The following is a 17,824-nucleotide window of genomic DNA, read 5'->3' as shown; positions in this document are numbered from 1 at the left end:
CGACGACGAATGAGCGGCCGGGCGGGAGGGAATGCACCCCCCGCCCGGCCGCCGCGTATCCGGTCAGTCCACCTCGCAGAGGGAACGGGCCAGCCCGAGGAACTCCGCGGTCGCATAGAGCTCGTCGGAGATCACGGTGATCGCCAGGCCGGAGGCGAGGCGGTCCGCCACGGCGGCGCGCTCCTGATCGCTCGGCTCCCGCTGCAGGATGCTGCGGTACAGGACCCCGGCCTTCTCCGCGTCGGTCAGCCCCCGGGCTGTGAACTCTCCGGATTCGAAGAACCCGTACGACCGCTGACGAAGTGTCGCGACACTGCATCCGTCGTTCTGGAAGAACGCTTCGTGGAAGGCGATTCCGCCGGGATCCGCCGGACGACCGAGCACCTCGGTGTAGAGGAGCTCGATGTACGCGGTCGGGACCGTGTCCGTCGGCTCGAAGGGCACGGGCGCCGCGGCCGGAGACGGCCTCCAGACCGCACCGTCGACCGTGACCGCCTTCTTGCCGGACGGCAGGACGGCCGTGAAGCCATCCCTTCCCAGCACCACGCTGATGCGGCCGCGCGCCTCCGCACCGGCGACGACCTCGGTGAGCGGCGCCTGCCGTTCCATGCCGTCGCGGTTGGCGTTAATCTTGCCGATGCGACCGAAGACGACGTTCACCGCCGTGGTCTCCCCTCCCTGCAGCAGCAGGGTGCCGCGATCCTCCTTCGCGTTCGCGAGGAAGTACGCCTGGGAGAAGTCCACCCGTCCCGCCTGCACGATCACCCCGTAGTTCGGAGTGAAGTTGAACGCACCGGCGACCCAGTTGGAGAAACGCACCCGCGTCTTGTCACCCGCTGCCGAGGAAACCCTGACGTAGGCCTCGGACAGGGACTCCGGAGGCGGCGGGATGATGCTGTCCGTCGTGGGGTCCCAGCCGTCCGGCACGGCGTTGCCCGAGCAGTTGACGCAGTCGAGGCCCTTCCCGGAGGTGCCGTCGACCTGGTACGACACGATGAGCCCATCGACCCACAGTCCCCAGAGCAGACCGGAGAAGCCGCGACCGTTCTGCGTTGCCAGATGCACGCCGTAGTGCCCGCGGTAGCCGAAGCTCATGTCGACGACCTCGTTCTTGGCGTCACCGAAGCGGAACCCGGTAAGGTTGCGGTCCTGGAAGCGCATGATCTGGAAGAACAGCTGGATCATGCTGTCGTAGTCGGCGGGTGCACCGGGAAGACCGGAGCCGATCGTCCGGAACCACAGGTGCGGGTTGTAGTGGGCGTGACGGACGGTCCCGTGCGACGAGCCGCCTCCGACCGCGAGGCCGGTCTTGAGCGGCGCACCGATGAGCCAGTCGATCTGGTGCCCGGTGGTGTTCGCCGTCTCCGCGTCGACGCCCTGGTAGGCGTTGCCGAAGTTCACATAGCGGACCCAGGCGTCCCGACCGGCCAGCTTGATGGCGAACGGGTACTCGGTGACCGCATCCGCCTTCTGCTCCGGGTACCAGATCAGCAGGCCGGTGACGCCGGCACCGCGTTGGAGTGTGATGAACGGCGTGCCCTTCGCATCCCCGGCACCGTGCGTCGTCAGCAGCCGAGTGGCAGCCCCGTTGCTGTGGAAGGACGTGACCTGCGCGCCGCGGAGCTCGACGCCTCGCGGGACATCGAGCGTTCCATCCATGCGGTAGGTCCCCGGCGGCAGGAAGACGATGCCGCCCTTGTCCGCGGCGACGTCGTCGAGCGCACGCTGCACCGCCGCCGTGGCGTCGGCAGAACCGTCCGCCGCAGCGCGATACGGAGCAGCGGTCACGTCGACGACCGTCTTTCGCTTGGGCGCGGCGGGGGCCTCATGCTCCGGACGTTCCGGGGCAGCCTCCTGCTTCGGAGCCTTGGCGACGACGGAGATCTGCGAACGATCACGATCGACGACCTGCACATCGCGTTCGTTCAGGCCCGCGACCGTGACGGCACCCGCCCCGGCGGTGACGAGGATCGGAGCGCCCCCGTCCACGGTGCGGCCCACGGTCGTCGCGGTGACGCTCAACGCACCGCCGTCGACGACCGCCGCACGTGACGCCCCCGCGGCGATGGACCCGCCGTGCAAGCTCACCGCTCCGTCCGTCCCTTCGGACAGGAGCACGCCGGTCCCGTCGGGCGCGGAGATCTTGCATTCGTGACACTGCAGCACGGTGTCGTTCAGGCTGGGGGCGATCTCGATGGCGACCGGGTTCTCCCCGACGTTCGCCTTAATGGTCGCCTTCGTCAGCTGCACACCCTGCGTGTTGAGTTCCTCGAGCAGCAGCCCACGGTTCACCCGCTCCAACGTCACGTAGGTGAACTGCCCGTTCGCGGAGGTCACGGGGTCTCCCGAGACCGCCACATCCTTGCGCATGCGGATGCCGATCGCGGCGTCGGTGACGTCCAGGTCGGTGAGGTACTGCCCGTCGGAACGCCCGATCTCCAGGCCCGTCAGGTTCTCGCGCGTGAAAGCGGCGATCGACTCCGCCGACGTCCCGTCCCATCGTTCCCAGTACTCAGGCGACAGATGCACGCTTTCGATGCGGCCCACGTCCGTCGCGAAGTCAATCGTGATGCCCTTCTTCAGCGGCGACGCGTACACCTCGTTCATCCAGTGCAGCTCATTGCCCTCCGGACCGACCCGCACGGCCTCGTAGGGGTTGACCAGGGTGACATGCCGCAGCGTGGTGAAGTCCTCGCCACGGTCGGCCAGCTTCACTGTGGGGGCGTACGCGATCGGGTCGTCCGCGCGCTGCTGCGGGTAGAAGACGGTGACTCCTTCGACCCCCGCGCTCCCTCCCACCGTGACCAGCGGCGTCGACGATGCCGGATCCGGCTGCGCGATGAGCACCGTCAGGTCGTCGCGCTTCTGAAGCTTCCTCGCATCGTCAGGGTCGCGCCAGGCACCGAGAAGGCTGACCGACTTGGGAACCTGGATGCCGCCGGTGAGCAGGTAACGACCGGCACCGAGCCACACCACACCGCCACCGGTCGACGCTGCCGCGTCGACTGCGGCCTGCAGCGCTGCTGTGGAGTCGTGCGAACCGGTGGGGTCGACGCCGAAGTCTGCGGCGTCGTACCGCGCGACCACCGGCGCACCGTCAGGCGCTTTCACCAGGAGTGCCTGCGGCGCCGGCGGGGAATCCGCGGATGCGGACGCCATCGGCATGCCGACCACCGTGCCGCCGACGACGGCGGCGACGAGCAATGTGGCCAGCGGTATACGGAATCTTTGATGCATGGAAAGCTCCGATCTGAAGGGGTGGTGCGGGAAGGGTCAGGGAAAGAGGATGCAGCCGTAGTACAGGGCGTTCGTCGCACCGGGCAGCGTTCCGGACGCGTAGCCAGCCGACGTGCTGGCACCGATCACGTGACTCGGGCACGGGGAGGCTGAGGGGATGAGCGTGGCGGTCAGCGTGTTTCCGCTGACCGTCGTGCCCAGGGCGCCCGAGACGGCGATCGCGGTCGCTGCGCGCACCGGCAGGCCTGCCGAGGTGTTGCCCGTCACGCTGCCTCCGGTGAAAGTGAGGCCGTTGGCGCCGTACCACGGGCGCCCACCGACCGAGATGGCGATCTGCGCGGTCACACCGTCGCCCATCCACAGCGTGTTCGCGTCGATGGAGCCGCCCACGAAGCTGCGACTGCTCGTGCCCGGCGCGTCGCCCGTCGCACCGAAGAGCGAGTCCACCGCGATCGAGCCCTGCGCCCGGATTCCGGCATGGATCACCGTGTTCCCGGTGACGCGGCTCGCCTGCGGCACCGTCGCCGAGACGGGGAACAGCACGATCGCCACATCCGTCGCATCGATGACCGAGTTGGCTTCGACGAGGGTGTCTTCGCAACCCACCGAGAGACCGTCCGCCTGACGGACGGTGGTGAATTCGGCGGTGTACGAGGTGATCAGGTTGCCCCGGATGAGGTTGTCGGTGCAGGGCAGGCCGTCGCCCGCACCGGCGGAGCGCAGACTCGATGCCCCCGACGGCTCGGACAACCGTGACGAGACGACGGACGTTCCGGTGCCGCCGAGCATGAGGATCGACGCGCGTTCGCGATCCCAGCCGCTCTCCCGACCGCGGGCACCGGACACCCAGACGCGATCGAGGGTGGCACCGCCGACGAGCTGCACCGATGGACCGCTCCATCCCGGTTCGCGGGTGAGCCGCGCCATCGACGCGTACGACTGCGCCGAGGGAGCACCGGCGGTGGTGAGCTTCACACCAGCGGGAATGAAGAGAGACGTCGCCAGACGCACCACGCCATGCCGGGCCAAGGTCACTGTTCCGCCGGCCGGCGTCGCGTCGAGCACTGCTTGCAGCTGCGCCTGCGTGCCGCGGAATCCCGTTCCGGCGTTCGGCAGGTTCAGCGGCAGCCCCGAGTCGTCGAAGCCGTAGCCGGTCGCAGCGGGATCGCAGATCCTGGTCGCCAGACTCGCGAACTCCGGAGAACCGAGCAACTCGTCGACCACGGTCGTGAACGACGTGCCGCTACCCATCCGAGTCACCCGGTCCGTGAAGCCGGTGCTGTCGGCCTCACGGTTGAGCACCGCTCGGTATGCCACGAGCACGCGCTCCGCATCGTCATACCCGCGCGAGGCGAACTCGGCGGTGCTGAAGAACTCGCGGACCTTCCCCGCGAGCGACGTGGCATCACATCCCGTGCCGACGAAGGAGCTGCGGTGGTGCGCCCACCCAGCAGGGTCGGGCGCCCTGCCGAGCACCTCGGTGTACATCTTCGCGATGAACTGATCGGGGATCTTGGTGGTCGCCTGCGCCGCGCTCGCGGGGACGAGGACGGCGGCGATCACCAGGACGGCCAGGGCGGCACCCAGGATCTGCCGGATACGAGGAAACATCAGAACTCCTTTGTTCAGACTGCTCGAGCGATTGCGCGGGACTGACCGACTCCGTTCAGCCGCCGCGTGTCATCAGGACGCGGGGACCAGGCGAAGCCCGCCCATACCCCCATCGACCGTCAACAGCGTTCCCGTCGTGGACGCGGCAGCGGGCGAAGCCAGATACGCGATCGCGTTCGCCACCTCGGCTGGCGAGACCAGCCGGCCCAGCGGCTGCCGACGACGCAGCTGCTCCGCTGCCCTCTCGGCGTCGACGGTGTCAGTCAGGAGGCGTTCGACCCACGGGGTGTCCGCGGTGCCGGGGAGGACCGCGTTGACGCGGATCCCCTCCTGGACGTGGTCGGCCGCCATCGCGAGAGTCAGCGCGGAGACCGCTCCCTTGCTCGCGGCGTAGGCGGCGCGCTGCACGACCCCGGCGATCGCCACGATCGAGCTGACGTTGACGATCGCCGGATGCGCGGATCTGCGCAGGTGCGGCATCGCCGTCCTTGCCATCCGCACCATGCCCACCACGTTGACGTCGAAGACGTGCGCGAACTCCTCGTCACTCGAGCTCTCGACGTCACCGGTCGCGCCGATGCCGGCATTGTTCACCAGCACATCGATGCCTCCGAGATCGGCGACGATCGCGTCGACCGTCGCCGCGACTGCGCTCGCATCCGTGACATCGCACGCGTAGCTGTGCGGGCCCGGTTGCGTCCCGAGCGCACGATCCACGACCGCCACCGTGGCACCCCGCTCGCGGAACGCCCGCGCGGTCGCTTCGCCGATGCCGCTCGCAGCACCCGTGATCACGGCGACCAGGCCGTCCAGATCCGTTCCCGTCATGTTCATCCCTTCACCGATCCTTGGAGTCCGTTGATGAAGAAGCGCTGCAGCAGCACGAACAGGATGATGATCGGCACCACCGTGATGAGGGCGCCAGCCATCACCTGGTTCCACTGCACGATGTTCGTCGCCAGCAGGCTCTGCAAGCCGACCGGAAGCGGATACTTCGACGGGTCGTCGTTCGTCAGCAGCGGGAGCACGTATTCGTTCCAGGCGGCCACGAAGTTGAGGATCGTGACGGTGATGAGCGCGGATCGCGAGAGGGGGAAGTAGATCCGCCAGTAGATCGTGAACTCCCTGCATCCATCCAGCACCGCCGCTTCGTGCAGTTCTCGCGGCACGCTGGAGTAGTACGAGCGCATCAGCACGATCGCGATGGGCGCCGCCCCGTTGACGACGGGAAGGATGACCGCGAGCGGCGATCCGGCCAGGCCGAGCTCCTGGTTGAGGATGACGATCGGCAGCAGCACGGTCACTGCCGGCACGAACAGGGCGCCGACGAAGATCGCGAACAGGGTCTTCTTGAAAGGGAACTCCAGCACGGCGAATGCGTATCCCGCCAGCGGGAAGACGACGAGGATCAGGAGGCAGGATCCCCCGGCGATGACCAGACTGTTGAGGAAGAGTCGGGGCACGTCGAGCACGGCGAAGGTGTCGATGAGCGTCTGCAACGTCGGAACGGTCGTGAAGGGCAGCGGGTCGGTGATGACCTGCTGATTCGTCTTCAGGGCGCCACCGAGCATCACAAGGAACGGGAACACCGAGATGAGCCCGTAGGTGACGAGAAGGACGATCACGACGGCACGGATGCCACCCCCGCCGATCCTCTCGAGCGGCGTGCGGGTGAGTCGCGGGGTAGTCATTGGCGGCTCCTGAGGATGCGCATGTTCACGATCGCCAACACGATGGCGACGATGGCGAGGATCCACCCCAGTGCGCTGGCGTATCCGAGGTCGGATGCCGCGCCGAAGGCGAATGTGTAGGTCTGCAGGCCCAGGGTGTTGGACGAGTCGACGGGTCCTCCGTTGGTCATCAGGAGGTACAGCTGGAAGTTCTGCAAAGACTCCCGGAGCATGATGACCACGACGAGGGCGGTGATGGGGTTGAGCAGGGGCACGATGATCGACCAGACGATGCGACCGCCCGAGGCGCCGTCGATGCGAGCCGCCTCGACGACGGAGTCGTCGACCGTCTGGAGTCCCGTGAGGAAGAGCAACATCGCGATCGGAACGCTCGACCACACCTGCACCGCGATCACGGCGCCGAGTGCTGTCGCGGTACCGCCCAGGAAGCCGTCGGTCGGAGCGATCGCGTCGAGGCCGATCAGACGGAGCACCGCGTTGACGGCGCCGTCGGGCTGGTACATGAACCGCCACGCGTAGTACACCGCGATCCCGGCAGTGACGAACGGGAGGAAGTAGACGGTTCTCAGGAAGCCGCGGAACCGCTTCACCGAGTTCAGCAGCAGCGCGAGGGCGAGCCCGATGACGACGACGACCACAGGAAGGACGATCATTCCGATCACGGTGTGGATCGTCGCATTCGCGATCCGCGGCGATACCGCCGGGTTGCCGCCGAGCAGGTCGACATAGTTGTCGACCCCGGTCCAGGTCCAATCAGGGGAGAAGCCGTTCCACCGGGCGAAGCTCAGAAGGAAGCCGTAGATGATCGTGTAGACGCCGAAGACCGCGAAGAGGAGGGTGGCGGGAGCCACGAAGACCAGCCCCACCCACCAGCCCCGGCGCAGGCGCCGGGCGTTCGCCCGGCGCCTGCGCTTGGGATCGACGACGATCAGCGCCTCGGTCGCTGTCACCGAGCTCATCTACTCGAGCACCTTCCAGGCGTTCGCGTAGATCTCGGCCAGGGATGCGGCCACCTGCTCGGTCGTTGCCGACTTCGCCGGAAGCTTCGCCAGCTCGACCGCGGTCGCGTTGGCGACGTCGGAGCCCGGGTCCGCAGAGAAGTCGTTCGGGTTGAACGGTTCCACTCCGTCGACGGGGGTCACCAGTCCGACGAGCTGCTGGAGCAGCGGGGAGGTGAGCGACTCGACCGGGATGGCCGTCGCGGGGAGGTCGTTGGCCTCCTGAGCGAAGATCGTGGCACCTTCCTCGCTGGTCAGGAACTTCAGGAAGCTCAGTGCGTCGTCCTTCTTGGTCGTCGTCGAGGTGATCGCGCCAGAGATGAGGGGGCTCGCCTGGTAGCTGATCGTGTCGAGCTCGCCCTTCTCCGACGGCGGGACCGCGAAGACGGAGACGTCATCGGTGTCGAGGCCGAAGGTGCTCAGCGACGAGAGGGTGAAGGTGCCGCCCACGTCCCATGCCGCAGTACCGGAGGCGAACGCCTGGTCCGCCTGGTCGATGCCGAGGCCGAGCACGCCGGGCGCCCAGAGCGGCGTCAGCTGGTCGTAGAGGTCGAGCGTCTCCACGCTCTCGGGCGAGGTCCACGCCGGGTCCTGGGCCTCCCCCTGCCGTGACGTGAAGTCGTCCGCGCCGAGGTAGGCGTACGCGAGCGGGCGGTAAAGCCAGAAGTACCCGGTCTGAGGCACCTGGAGCCCGGTCACGACGGAGCCGCTCTCGCTGTCGTGCGCCTTGGTCTTCTCGATCGCCGCGATCCACTCTTCCCACGTGGACGGAGGGGTCTCCGGATCGACGCCGGCCTCGGCGAGCAGCTTCTTGTTCGAGAACACCACGCCCGGGGTGCCGGCGAGGTACGGCACCGCGTAGAGGTTGCCTGCCGTGAGGTCCTGCAGCGTCGTGGCGGGGTCGGTGCCGGAGTTCTTGATGGCCTCGTCGGTGAGCTGCGTCGCTTCGACCACGCCGGGGAGGAAGTCGCTCTGCCAGTCGGCGTCGAAGTCGTCGGTCAGGTCCTGGATGATGCCGGCCTGTGCGAGCTTCCACTCCTCCCCCTGACTGTGCACGGAGATGATGTCGGGCAGCGTCTTGGACTTCGCTGCCGCCTGGACCTTCGTCAGATAGGCGTCGTCGGGCGTGTAGACACTGACTTCGACGGGGCGGCCACTCTCCTCGGTCCAGGCCTCGCCCGCCGCTTCGAGAGCGGCGACCTGTGACTGCTTGAAGGTCCACACCGTGAGCGCCTCGGCGTCGCCGCCGGACTCGGTCTGGCCGGAACACGCCGCGAGCGTCGCCACGAGGCCGAGTGCCCCGATCCCGGCGATGAGCTTTGATCGCTTCATTGCAACCCCAATCATGTGTGTGAACGTGAGTTCTTGTCTGTGAACAGTAATACAACGTTGTCTCGGCCGCAAGTGGGCAGGCACCGGACCACGCTGGCCTCCGGAGTCAGCCCTCGATGCCGAACGTGCTCTCGATCTGCGCGTACGCGGCGGCAGCGCGCCGCAACTGCTCGACGACCCGGTCTTGGAATGCGTCGTCCAGACGCGCCACAGGTACCGAACAGCTGATCGCATGCGTGTGGGGCGCGTGAATCCCGATCGCCACAGCGAAGCAGCGGACGCCTTCGGTGCTCTCCTCATCATCGATCGCGTAACCGCGCGCGCGCGTCTCCTCCAGATCGACCAGCAGCGCATCCGCGTCCACCAGTGTCCTCGAGGTGATCCGACGCCGCGGCAGCGACAGGATTCGATCGCGTTGCCCATCGCTCAGGTCGCTCAGCAGCATCTTCCCCAGCGCCGTCGCATAGGCCGGCAGCCGAAAGCCAACACTGCTGACCAGACGTAGGCTGTGTCGCGCGTCGCGCTTGGCCAGATAGACGATCTCGCTGCCGTCGAGCACACCGAGGTGCACGGTCTCACCCAGCGCCGCCGAGAGTTCGTCGATCACCGCCTCCGATCGACGCACGATGTCGTCACCCGCGATGTACGCCGAGCCGACCGTGAGCGCCTGCGGACCGATGCGGTACGTGGTGACCGCTCCGTCGTACGCGGTCAGCCAGCCCCGATTGGCCAGGTTGTGCAGCAGCCCGAACACGCTGCTGCGCGGAATCCCGAGCTCCGCGGCGATATCGGCGAGCGAACGCGGCGACGGCTCTCTCGCCAGATACTCCAAGACGCTGAGAGCGCGGTCCGCGGACTTCACGACGGCCGTCTTGTTCTCGTTCACTCGAGTCCCTCCCTCAGGGCCGACCCGCATCGCCAGCGCGTCATGACGAGTGCCCGAGCAGATGTACGGCCTGGAAACCGATCTTCTCCGCGGCAGCACCGGTCGTGTATGCGCCCCTGTTCAGCTGCCCCACCACGGGCGTCCGCGGATGCCAGCGCTCCAGGAGATCGGCGATGTCGTCGTCGAGGAGAACGTCGTCGGCGACCACGTTCAGCACATGTGCCCCCGTCAGCCTACCTGCGCGACTCGCGGCGACGGCGAGCTCGACGGCACGCGCCGCGTCTCGCACGTCGAGGTACGCCCAGAGCTCCTTCGCGAGGGCGAGACGGGAAGTGTCGTCAGACTCCGCCAGAGCAGCGCGCTCGCGGATCATCTCGGCTGTGCCCGTGAACGGAAGGCGGAGCGAGACCACCGAGAGACCCCATCGACGTGCCGCCATGCGAGCTGCGGCTTCATCCATCTCCTTGCTCAGGCCGTACCCCTCGGCGGGTCGAAGCGGGTGCTCCTCCGTCACCGGCACGAAGACCGGGTGCATCATCTCCGGCGACCACGCCATCCCGAGCACGGAGATGCTGGATGCCAGGACCACCGTTTTGACGTCATGGTGTGCCGCCGCCTCCAGGACCGCGAGGGTCGCCATCGTGTTCGCCGCGACCAGGTCGACGGCGGTCCGGTCCCCGGGCGAGGGGATCGCCGCCAAGTGCACCACGGCATCGATCTGCTCGGCCATGAGCTCGTCGACCGCCGCCGCATCCGTGGCGTCCGCGATCCGCTCGGACACCTGCGCTGGCAGCGGCTCCGCCGAGGGCCTGCGGACGAGGGAGATGATCTCGTGGTCGAGCGACGCCAGATGTGCGACCACGGCGCGCCCGACGAGTCCGGCTCCACCGGTCATCAGAATTCGCATGACACCCTCACGGCCGCGCGGGCGAGCCGTCGCCATGCCGCAGCAACGACCAGGTCTCGTAGGTCAGGGTGTCGGGGATCGGATAGCGCGCCGCCTCCGCCTCATCGACCTCGACACCGATTCCCGGCACCGTAGGGATGTGGAAGGCACCGCGATCGAGCACGGGAGCCCCGGGAAACACCTCGCGCACCGCATCCGAGTACTCGACGGATTCCTGAATGCCGAAGGCTCGCGAGGACGCGTCGACGTGGATGGAGGCGGCGTGCCCGATCGGCGAGATGTCTCCCGGGCCGTGGATCGCCAGGCGCACGCCGTGGAACTCGCAGAGATGCGCGAACTTGACCATCGGGGTCAGCCCTCCGATGGCGCCCATCCGCACGCGCGCGAAGTCGATGAGTCGATCGGTCACCAGGGGAAGGAATGTGGCGGCATCCGCGAAGGTCTCCCCCACCGCCTGCGGGGTCGAGGTCGCCTGCCGCATCTCGCGGTACCAGGAGAGGTCCTCGGGGGCGATCGCGTCTTCCAGGAAGAACAGGCGATGCGGTTCGAGGTCCTTGGCCAGCTGGATGGCGTCGACGACCGCGAGCCGCTCATGGACGTCGTGCAGCAGTTCCACGTCGAATCCGAGCTCGGAGCGGATCGCATCGAACAGCGGCGGAACCGCGCGCAGGTACGCCCGCGACAGCCACGGCACCGACCTGGCGCGGATCGCGGCGAGCGCGCCCTCGTCTTCACCGCCGTGTGCACCGTAGGTATCCGCATCCGCGATCGCGACCTGGGCACGCACGTGCGTGTATCCGCGCTCGACGAAATCGCGGATGCTGTCGATCACCTCGGCGTGCGAGCCCCCGTGGGCGTGGCCGTAGACGGGGATGCGGGTACGTGTCCTGCCCCCGATGAGTTGGTGCACCGGCAGCCCGGCGACCTTGCCCTTGATGTCCCACAGGGCGATGTCGAGGCCCGCGAGCGCGTTGTTCTCGATCGCCCCGCCACGCCAGTACGGGCTCAGCTCCATCAGATGGTGGAAGTCCTCGATGTCGAGGGCGTTGCGACCGATCAGCATCGGGCCGAGGTAGTTCTCGATCACGTTGATGATGGCGAGCGGGCGCTGCGGGCTGCTCGCGCACCCCCATCCGATGAGCCCCGGCTGATCGGTCTCCACCTTGACGAGAATGAGCGGCGCACCGGACGGAGCCGTGGTCACGACGGAGACGCGGGTGACGCGGACGGACCGGTCCTCCGTGTCCCAGGGCGCGTGCGCCAGAGGCCGGGGAAGTGATTCGACGGGCGGGGATGCAGGCATGATTCTCCTCGATGAGCCAATGCGTGGGCGATCCTTGATACGATCTCGCTGTTCATTATACTAAACCCGAGTTCATATGTATGAATAGGTTTGAGCCCATGCCCGCACATACCGCCCCGCCCGCAGCCCTGACGCACGCCGGAGCCGCAGTCGGAGAGAGTCCGATCTGGCTGACGGAAGAGTCGTCCGTGGCCTGGATCGACATGCCCGTCGGGCGGATCCACGTCTCCTCGTTCCCCTCGGGGGAGACGTCGACTGTTGAGCTCGGACGATACGTGAGCGCCATCGCACCGCGCTCGGACGGCGGGTGGCTCGCGACGACCCTGCACGGCATCGCCTGGGTCGGGCGCAGCGGCGAGGTCCCGCGGGAGATCCAGGTACTCGACGATCGGCACCGCATGAACGATGCGTGCTGCGACCCGCACGGACGCCTCATCGCGGGAAGCACGCACGTGGACGGCACCGACGGAGCTGGCAGCTTGCATCTCCTCGACCGCGACGGCACGGTCACGACGATCTGGGACGGGCTCGCCCTCCCGAACGGAATGGCGTGGAGCTCGAACGGCGAAATTCTGTACCTCGCCGACAGTCTGCGCTCCCAGATCGTCGCATTCGACATCGACGACGAAGGGCTGCCGCAGCGCGCGAACACCATCGCGGAGTTCCCACCGGAGGACGGACTACCCGACGGGCTCTGCCTCGACGAGGAGGGCTGCCTCTGGGTGGCGATGTGGGACGGCGGCGCCGTCATCCGGCTCGACCCCGACGGCCACGTGATGCGCCGAGTCGCATTGCCGGTCTTCCGACCGACCTCCTGCGCGTTCGGCGGCCGCGACGGCGACGTGCTCTTCGTCACCACCGCGACCGCGGAGCGCCGGACGCATCCGCTCGACGGCGCCGTCCTCGCGATCGACGACACCGGCGTCCGGGGCGACGCCCGACCACTCTTCCTCGGCTGACAGCCGCCATCGACACTCGACGAAAGGCACTCGTGAAACTTGCACGACTCGGCACTCCCGGCGCAGAAATCCCCGTCGCCCTCGCGCAGGGCTCGACGTTCGACCTGCGTGGACTGACCGCAGACATCGACGGAGCCTTCCTGGAATCAGGCGGACTGGAGCGTGTGCGCATCGCCCTGGCGGCCGGCTCCCTCCCGCTCCTGGACGGCGCAGAGACGCTCCGTACCGGCTCCCCCATCGCGCGGCCGAGCGCGATCATCTGCGTCGGGCTGAACTACGCCGCGCATGCGGCCGAGTCCGGAGCGGAACCACCGACCGCTCCGGTCGTCTTCCTGAAGACGCCGAACACGATCTCCGGCCCGAACGACGACGTGCCCATCCCGCCGCACAGCACGAAGACCGACTGGGAGGTCGAGCTGGGTGTCGTCATCGGTCGGCACGCCTACGCTCTCCCGAACGCCGCGGACGCTCGCGCCCACATCGCCGGATTCGTCATCGTCAACGACGTCTCCGAACGGGCGCACCAGTTGGAGGAGTCGGGCGGCCAGTGGTCGAAGGGCAAGTGCTCCCCCGCGTTCAGCCCGACCGGACCGTGGCTCGTCACGACCGACGACGTCGATCCCTCCGCGCTGCGGTTGCGGAGCTTCGTCAACGGCGAGCCCCGACAGGATTCGACGACCGCCGACCTCATCTTCGACGTCGACCACATCGTGTGGCATCTCAGCCAGTACATGGCGCTGGAACCGGGTGACCTGGTGCTCACGGGAACTCCGGAGGGCGTCGCCCTGTCCGGCCGCTTCCCCTACCTGCAGCGAGGAGACATCGTCGAGCTCTCCATCGACGGCCTGGGAACGCAACGGCAGGTCTTCACATGAGCGGCCGCCGTCGGACGGCTGGGTTGCGCACCGTGACTTGCGGAGACGAGACCGGCGTTACCCTCCGCACCGCCGTCGCGGACGACCTCCTGCACGTCGATCACACTGTCGAGGTCGCCGACGCGGCCGCTGGACGCGACCTCTCCGTCACGGTGACGCTCACGGCGCTGACCGAGATCTCAGGCGTCGTCGTCGTCGACATCGATCTCGGTCACCCCTTCGGCGTCGCGCTGTACGACGAGGGCGTGGTGCAGCGCTTCGGTGACGCGCACCGGTGGATCGCGCCGCAGGCCACCCTGCTCACGGCATACGCGATGTCGACAAGCGACAGTCGCGTCGTGCACCTCGACGACGCGTCCTCCTCCGCCGTGGTCTGCCGATGGAACCAGGAGACCTTCGTGCTCTCGGTCGTCGTCACCGGAACCATCGGCGACCATTCCCGACGCGTCAGCGACGGAGCCTGGGACCCGGCCGACCACGTTCAACCGGTCGCGATGGAATCGGGAGAAACCCGAGACGTCGTCATCCGGATCCTCGACGCGTCGGACCCTGCACCGCGACTCTTCGAGAATGCCGTGGACTATTCCGATCCGCGGGACCTTCGCGCGCATCGGCTCGCGCTGTGGGCGTCCGAGGTGCCGTGTCTGGGCAGCATCGAGCACCGGGGAAGCACGTATCCGACGAGTTTCGCCCCGGAGCGTGCCTACGGGACGCTGCACACGTTCTTCGATCCGGACGCGTGGAGCGCATCGACCGCGCTCGCCTTCTCCGGCATCCCGTTCCTGCAGCAGCAAGCGCGCATGATCGTCGAACGTTCCGTCGACGGCATCCGGCCGGACGGCCTCGTCCCGCACCACTTCGACGGTGAGGAGCCCCTCTACCTCGCCATCTCCGGCTCACCGCAACCCGGACCGAACATGTTCCTCCTCGAGGCGGCGATCGAGATCGCGTGCGCGACGGGCGACGCCGAGTGGCTCCAGGACGTCTGGGCACGCGGGCTCCGACGGGCAGCGGCATGGCTTCTCCGGCAGCGCAACCCTGAGACGGGCCTGCTCTCCGTGACCGGGGCCCTCTGGGCGGACACTTTCCGGCGCGGCGGTATCACGCTGGACACGAACGCGATGGCACTGCGGACCTTCCGCCGGGCCGCCGGTGCCGCCCGAGTAGCCAGCGATGACATCGGCGATCGACTCGAGGCCGCAGCCGGCGGCGTGAAGGCCGGGTTCGGCGCACTGTGGGCGGCCTCCGACGACCACTTCGTCACCAGCATCGCTTCCGACGGCACGATGCTCGACGACCATGTCGACACCGAGAACTACCTCGCGATCGCCACAGGCGCCGCCACGCCCGAACAGGCCGGCCGCATCGTCGACCTGTTCGACAACCATCCCCTCACCCACCCCGGCGGCAGGGGCACGTATGTGAGCCTTCGGCCGTACACTGCCGCGGACTGTTACGGCGGCAACGTCGGCGACTCCGACATCGCGATGGGGAGACTGTGGTGGGCGGACCTCCTCGCACGACGCGCGATGGGCGACGCCGCAGCATTCCGAGCGCTGTTCGAGCCGGTGCGGGGCGATCTGCTCGATCGGGTCTGGATGCCGGAGCGCTACGCCGAGGACGGGCGACTGGTGCGCCCAGACGGGTACCACGAGTATCCGGATCTGACGGACAACCTGCTCCGCGAAGGCCTGTGCGGGCTGGACCTGGACCTGACGTCGGTGTCCATCACCCCGATGCGGGAGGAACCGTTCCATGCGCGCTGGGGAACGATCGAGCTGTCGCACTCGCCCGAGCGCGTCCTCCTGCGCCTGGCCGACGACCTGCCTCGCAGCGTTCGCGTCGCCGGGCTCGTTCCCGGTGCGCGATACGCACTCGTCGGTGCGGAGTCGCGTGAGCTCGAGGTCGACCGGGATGGGGTCGCCACGTTCACGATGTCGCGATCCTTCATCATGGAGCGCTCCGACAGCTGACCGCCGCGACGAGGATCGCGGAGACGGGGTGATCGGTCGCGGCCCGCACCGATCACCCCGCCTCAGTGGCTATGCTGGCTCAGCCCCGGCGCTCGGCCGCAAGGGTGCGGCCATACACCTGGCCGAGCGCGCGGGCTGCAGGCTTCGGCCTTCCCTCGTAGTCGACGACCGCCAGGCTGATCGCGCAGGGGAAGGAGTCGTGGCCCATCCAGACGATGAAGCCGCCGCACGCGGGGAAGCGGTCCATCGCCGAGGACGCTGCGACGGACAGGGCGGTCGCCTGCTCGCGCTGGCTCTTCTCCACCCAGGCGGTCAGGTCCGTCTCCGGCACGTCCTCGCGATCGAACCACCAGTTGGAGGTGTGCCGCCAGAGCTCTGCCCGCTGCTCGGCGTTCGTGCCGTCGATGCCGTACTTCTCGAGCAGATCCATCCCGCTCGCCCCCGCGACGCCGACCTCCGAGCGCAGCAGCGCATCGTCGGCACGCCAGTACCGCTCCCATTCCGCCGGTTCGGGTGAGACCACCCACGGCCCGTGCACATCGTGGTGCAGCCCCTGCCCGAACTCGCTCTCGTCGGCGACGTACCGGGGTCCGGTCGGTGAGGTGGGCACGATCTTGCGGTCGGGGTCGATCGTGCGGATGGCCGCCTTCGCCGCGTGCAGCGCCGGATGGTCGAACGTGAGCGGGGTGCCGGGAGTCGGTTCACCGGGGGCGCCGGCGAGCTCGTTCCCCCCGCTCCACACGATCACGGAGGGGTGATGGTGCAGCGTCCGAACGTAGTGCTCCGCGATCTCCGCGAGCTCTGCGGCGTACGCAGCATCCGTGGGCGGGTGGTTGTCGAGCCCAGAGGAGCTCTGCGGCAGCTCCTGCCACACGAGCAGCCCGAGGTCGTCGCACATCTCATAGAACTCGTCGCGCTCGCGGGCGGCGCCGCCCCAGACCCGCAGCAGGTTCACGCCGAGGTCGCGGTACTGCTCCAGACGCTGCCGATACTCCTCGAGCGCGACGTCGGCGTAGTCGCCCCGCAGCGGGACCCAGTTGACGCCGCGGATGAAGACGGGTGCGCCGTCGACGTGCAGCAGCCACGGCTCGGCGTCCTCCGGGGCTTCGGGGTTGCTCTGCCAGCGGACGTCGCGGAACCCGATCCGGCGTTCGATCGCCTGACCTTGTTCGGCCTCCACCACTCGCACGACGTAGCAGCACCCGGTCCGCCACCATCCGGTCACGCCGTCCGCCGTCAGCCTGAACTGGAACGATCCGTCCGCGTCCGCCGTGACGCTCGTCTCTGCGACAGCATCTCCCTCGGACGACAGCAGCCCGATCCGCAGCTCGGCACCGGCGTTCGCTGTTCCTGAGCCGCTGACGGTTCCGGTTCCGGTTCCGGCGGTGGTCTCCGCCGTGGTCTCGGCGATGAACGCCGTCCTCACGATCAGGTCCGTCGGGGCGGGCACACCCTGGCGTACGGTGAGCCGCCCGGCACGCGCCGGACCGATCTGAACGACGCGCGGCGTCCAATCCCATCCGTAGTTGAAGCGCGGACGCCAGTCCCGCAGCTCGGAGGTGCGCCCGATCTGCCCCAGATAAGGAGGTGGGGTGAGGAACACGAGCGCGATCGAGGCCCCGGAATGCGACGAGGCCTCTCCGAGATCGATCCGCAGCGGCAGGAACGAGTTGTCCGTCTCGCCACGGCGCACGCCATCGATGAACACCACGACGGGTCCGTCCAGGCTGTCGAACTCGAGCTCGAGCTCGCCGGGCGGCAGATCCGCCGGCAGCGTCGCGCGCAGGACCCAGTGCCGGTGTTCGATGAACTCGCTCGTCCGGGACTGGAGCCCGATCGCCGGATCGGGGATCAGCCCGTGCTCCAACAGCGCACCGCGCACGGAACCCGGGAATCGGGCGGGGGCCGGGCCGATGTCGCAACTGCGCGACACCGCTGTCTCTACAGCGGAGGCCAGCTCCCACTCCCCGGGGCGCCAGCCCTCGAGGGTCCAGGTGAGCGAGGCCAGATCGACGACGGTGCGCGTCATGGGGATACCTTTCATGGGAGTGC

General features: G+C 68.2%; 13 protein-coding genes. 3 read left to right on the top strand and 10 right to left on the bottom strand.

Annotation, left to right across the window (positions count from 1 at the left end; all coding sequences use genetic code 11):
• Window positions 1-63: 63 nt before the first annotated feature.
• The 9 genes from AC6CHX_RS08010 to AC6CHX_RS07970 all read right to left on the bottom strand — a co-directional run bounded on the left by AC6CHX_RS08010 (window position 64) and on the right by AC6CHX_RS07970 (window position 11,965).
• On the bottom strand, window positions 64-3,237 hold the full coding sequence (locus AC6CHX_RS08010) for a glycosyl hydrolase family 28-related protein (RefSeq protein WP_498272365.1): 3,174 nt from the start codon (window positions 3,235-3,237) through the stop codon (window positions 64-66).
• A 36-nt stretch (window positions 3,238-3,273) separates the two neighbouring features.
• Window positions 3,274-4,848, bottom strand: a complete 1,575-nt coding sequence (locus AC6CHX_RS08005) for a DUF4214 domain-containing protein (protein ID WP_498272364.1) — start codon at window positions 4,846-4,848, stop codon at window positions 3,274-3,276.
• Window positions 4,849-4,920: 72 nt separating this feature from the next.
• Window positions 4,921-5,676 carry an SDR family NAD(P)-dependent oxidoreductase gene (locus AC6CHX_RS08000; protein ID WP_498272363.1) on the bottom strand — a complete coding sequence of 252 codons (756 nt, stop codon included), beginning with the start codon at window positions 5,674-5,676 and terminating at the stop codon, window positions 4,921-4,923.
• A 2-nt stretch (window positions 5,677-5,678) separates the two neighbouring features.
• Entirely contained in the window at window positions 5,679-6,539 is an 861-nt protein-coding gene (locus AC6CHX_RS07995) for a carbohydrate ABC transporter permease (protein WP_498272362.1), read from the bottom strand.
• A complete protein-coding gene (locus tag AC6CHX_RS07990; RefSeq protein ID WP_498272361.1) occupies window positions 6,536-7,498 on the bottom strand; it encodes a carbohydrate ABC transporter permease in 963 nt (320 codons plus the stop codon). Before AC6CHX_RS07990 ends, AC6CHX_RS07995 begins: the two co-directional genes overlap by 4 nt.
• The gene (locus AC6CHX_RS07985) at window positions 7,499-8,869 is read right to left on the bottom strand and encodes an ABC transporter substrate-binding protein (protein ID WP_498272360.1); all 1,371 of its coding nucleotides are present in this window, start codon (window positions 8,867-8,869) and stop codon (window positions 7,499-7,501) included.
• A gap of 106 nt (window positions 8,870-8,975) precedes the next feature.
• Window positions 8,976-9,755, bottom strand: a complete 780-nt coding sequence (locus AC6CHX_RS07980) for an IclR family transcriptional regulator (protein WP_498272359.1) — start codon at window positions 9,753-9,755, stop codon at window positions 8,976-8,978.
• Between the two features lie 40 nt (window positions 9,756-9,795).
• Window positions 9,796-10,662, bottom strand: coding sequence for an NAD-dependent epimerase/dehydratase family protein (locus tag AC6CHX_RS07975; protein WP_498272358.1), 867 nt, complete (start codon window positions 10,660-10,662; stop codon window positions 9,796-9,798).
• A gap of 7 nt (window positions 10,663-10,669) precedes the next feature.
• Window positions 10,670-11,965 (bottom strand): enolase C-terminal domain-like protein, encoded by a 1,296-nt coding sequence (locus tag AC6CHX_RS07970; protein ID WP_498272357.1) that lies wholly within the window; start codon window positions 11,963-11,965, stop codon window positions 10,670-10,672.
• A 98-nt stretch (window positions 11,966-12,063) separates the two neighbouring features.
• Here AC6CHX_RS07970 and AC6CHX_RS07965 point away from each other — a divergent pair, with 98 nt between their 5' ends.
• From AC6CHX_RS07965 to AC6CHX_RS07955, 3 genes are read left to right on the top strand one after another with little or no spacing between them, the layout of a single operon-like run.
• Window positions 12,064-12,924 (top strand): SMP-30/gluconolactonase/LRE family protein, encoded by an 861-nt coding sequence (locus AC6CHX_RS07965; RefSeq protein ID WP_498272356.1) that lies wholly within the window; start codon window positions 12,064-12,066, stop codon window positions 12,922-12,924.
• 32 nt (window positions 12,925-12,956) lie between these two features.
• Window positions 12,957-13,799, top strand: coding sequence for a fumarylacetoacetate hydrolase family protein (locus AC6CHX_RS07960; RefSeq protein WP_498272355.1), 843 nt, complete (start codon window positions 12,957-12,959; stop codon window positions 13,797-13,799).
• Window positions 13,800-13,822: 23 nt separating this feature from the next.
• Window positions 13,823-15,772 carry a glucosidase family protein gene (locus AC6CHX_RS07955; protein WP_498272354.1) on the top strand — a complete coding sequence of 650 codons (1,950 nt, stop codon included), beginning with the start codon at window positions 13,823-13,825 and terminating at the stop codon, window positions 15,770-15,772.
• 79 nt (window positions 15,773-15,851) lie between these two features.
• Here the strand turns inward: AC6CHX_RS07955 and AC6CHX_RS07950 are convergent, their stop codons facing one another.
• Window positions 15,852-17,801: a glycosyl hydrolase 2 galactose-binding domain-containing protein gene (locus AC6CHX_RS07950; RefSeq protein ID WP_498272353.1), complete on the bottom strand. Its 1,950-nt coding sequence runs from the start codon at window positions 17,799-17,801 to the stop codon at window positions 15,852-15,854.
• Window positions 17,802-17,824: the final 23 nt, after the last annotated feature.

It is taken from the genome of Microbacterium sp. GQ128, from assembly GCF_059758615.1.
Note: the sequence above shows the minus strand (reverse complement) of the source record. Positions and strands in the feature narration are given on the sequence as shown.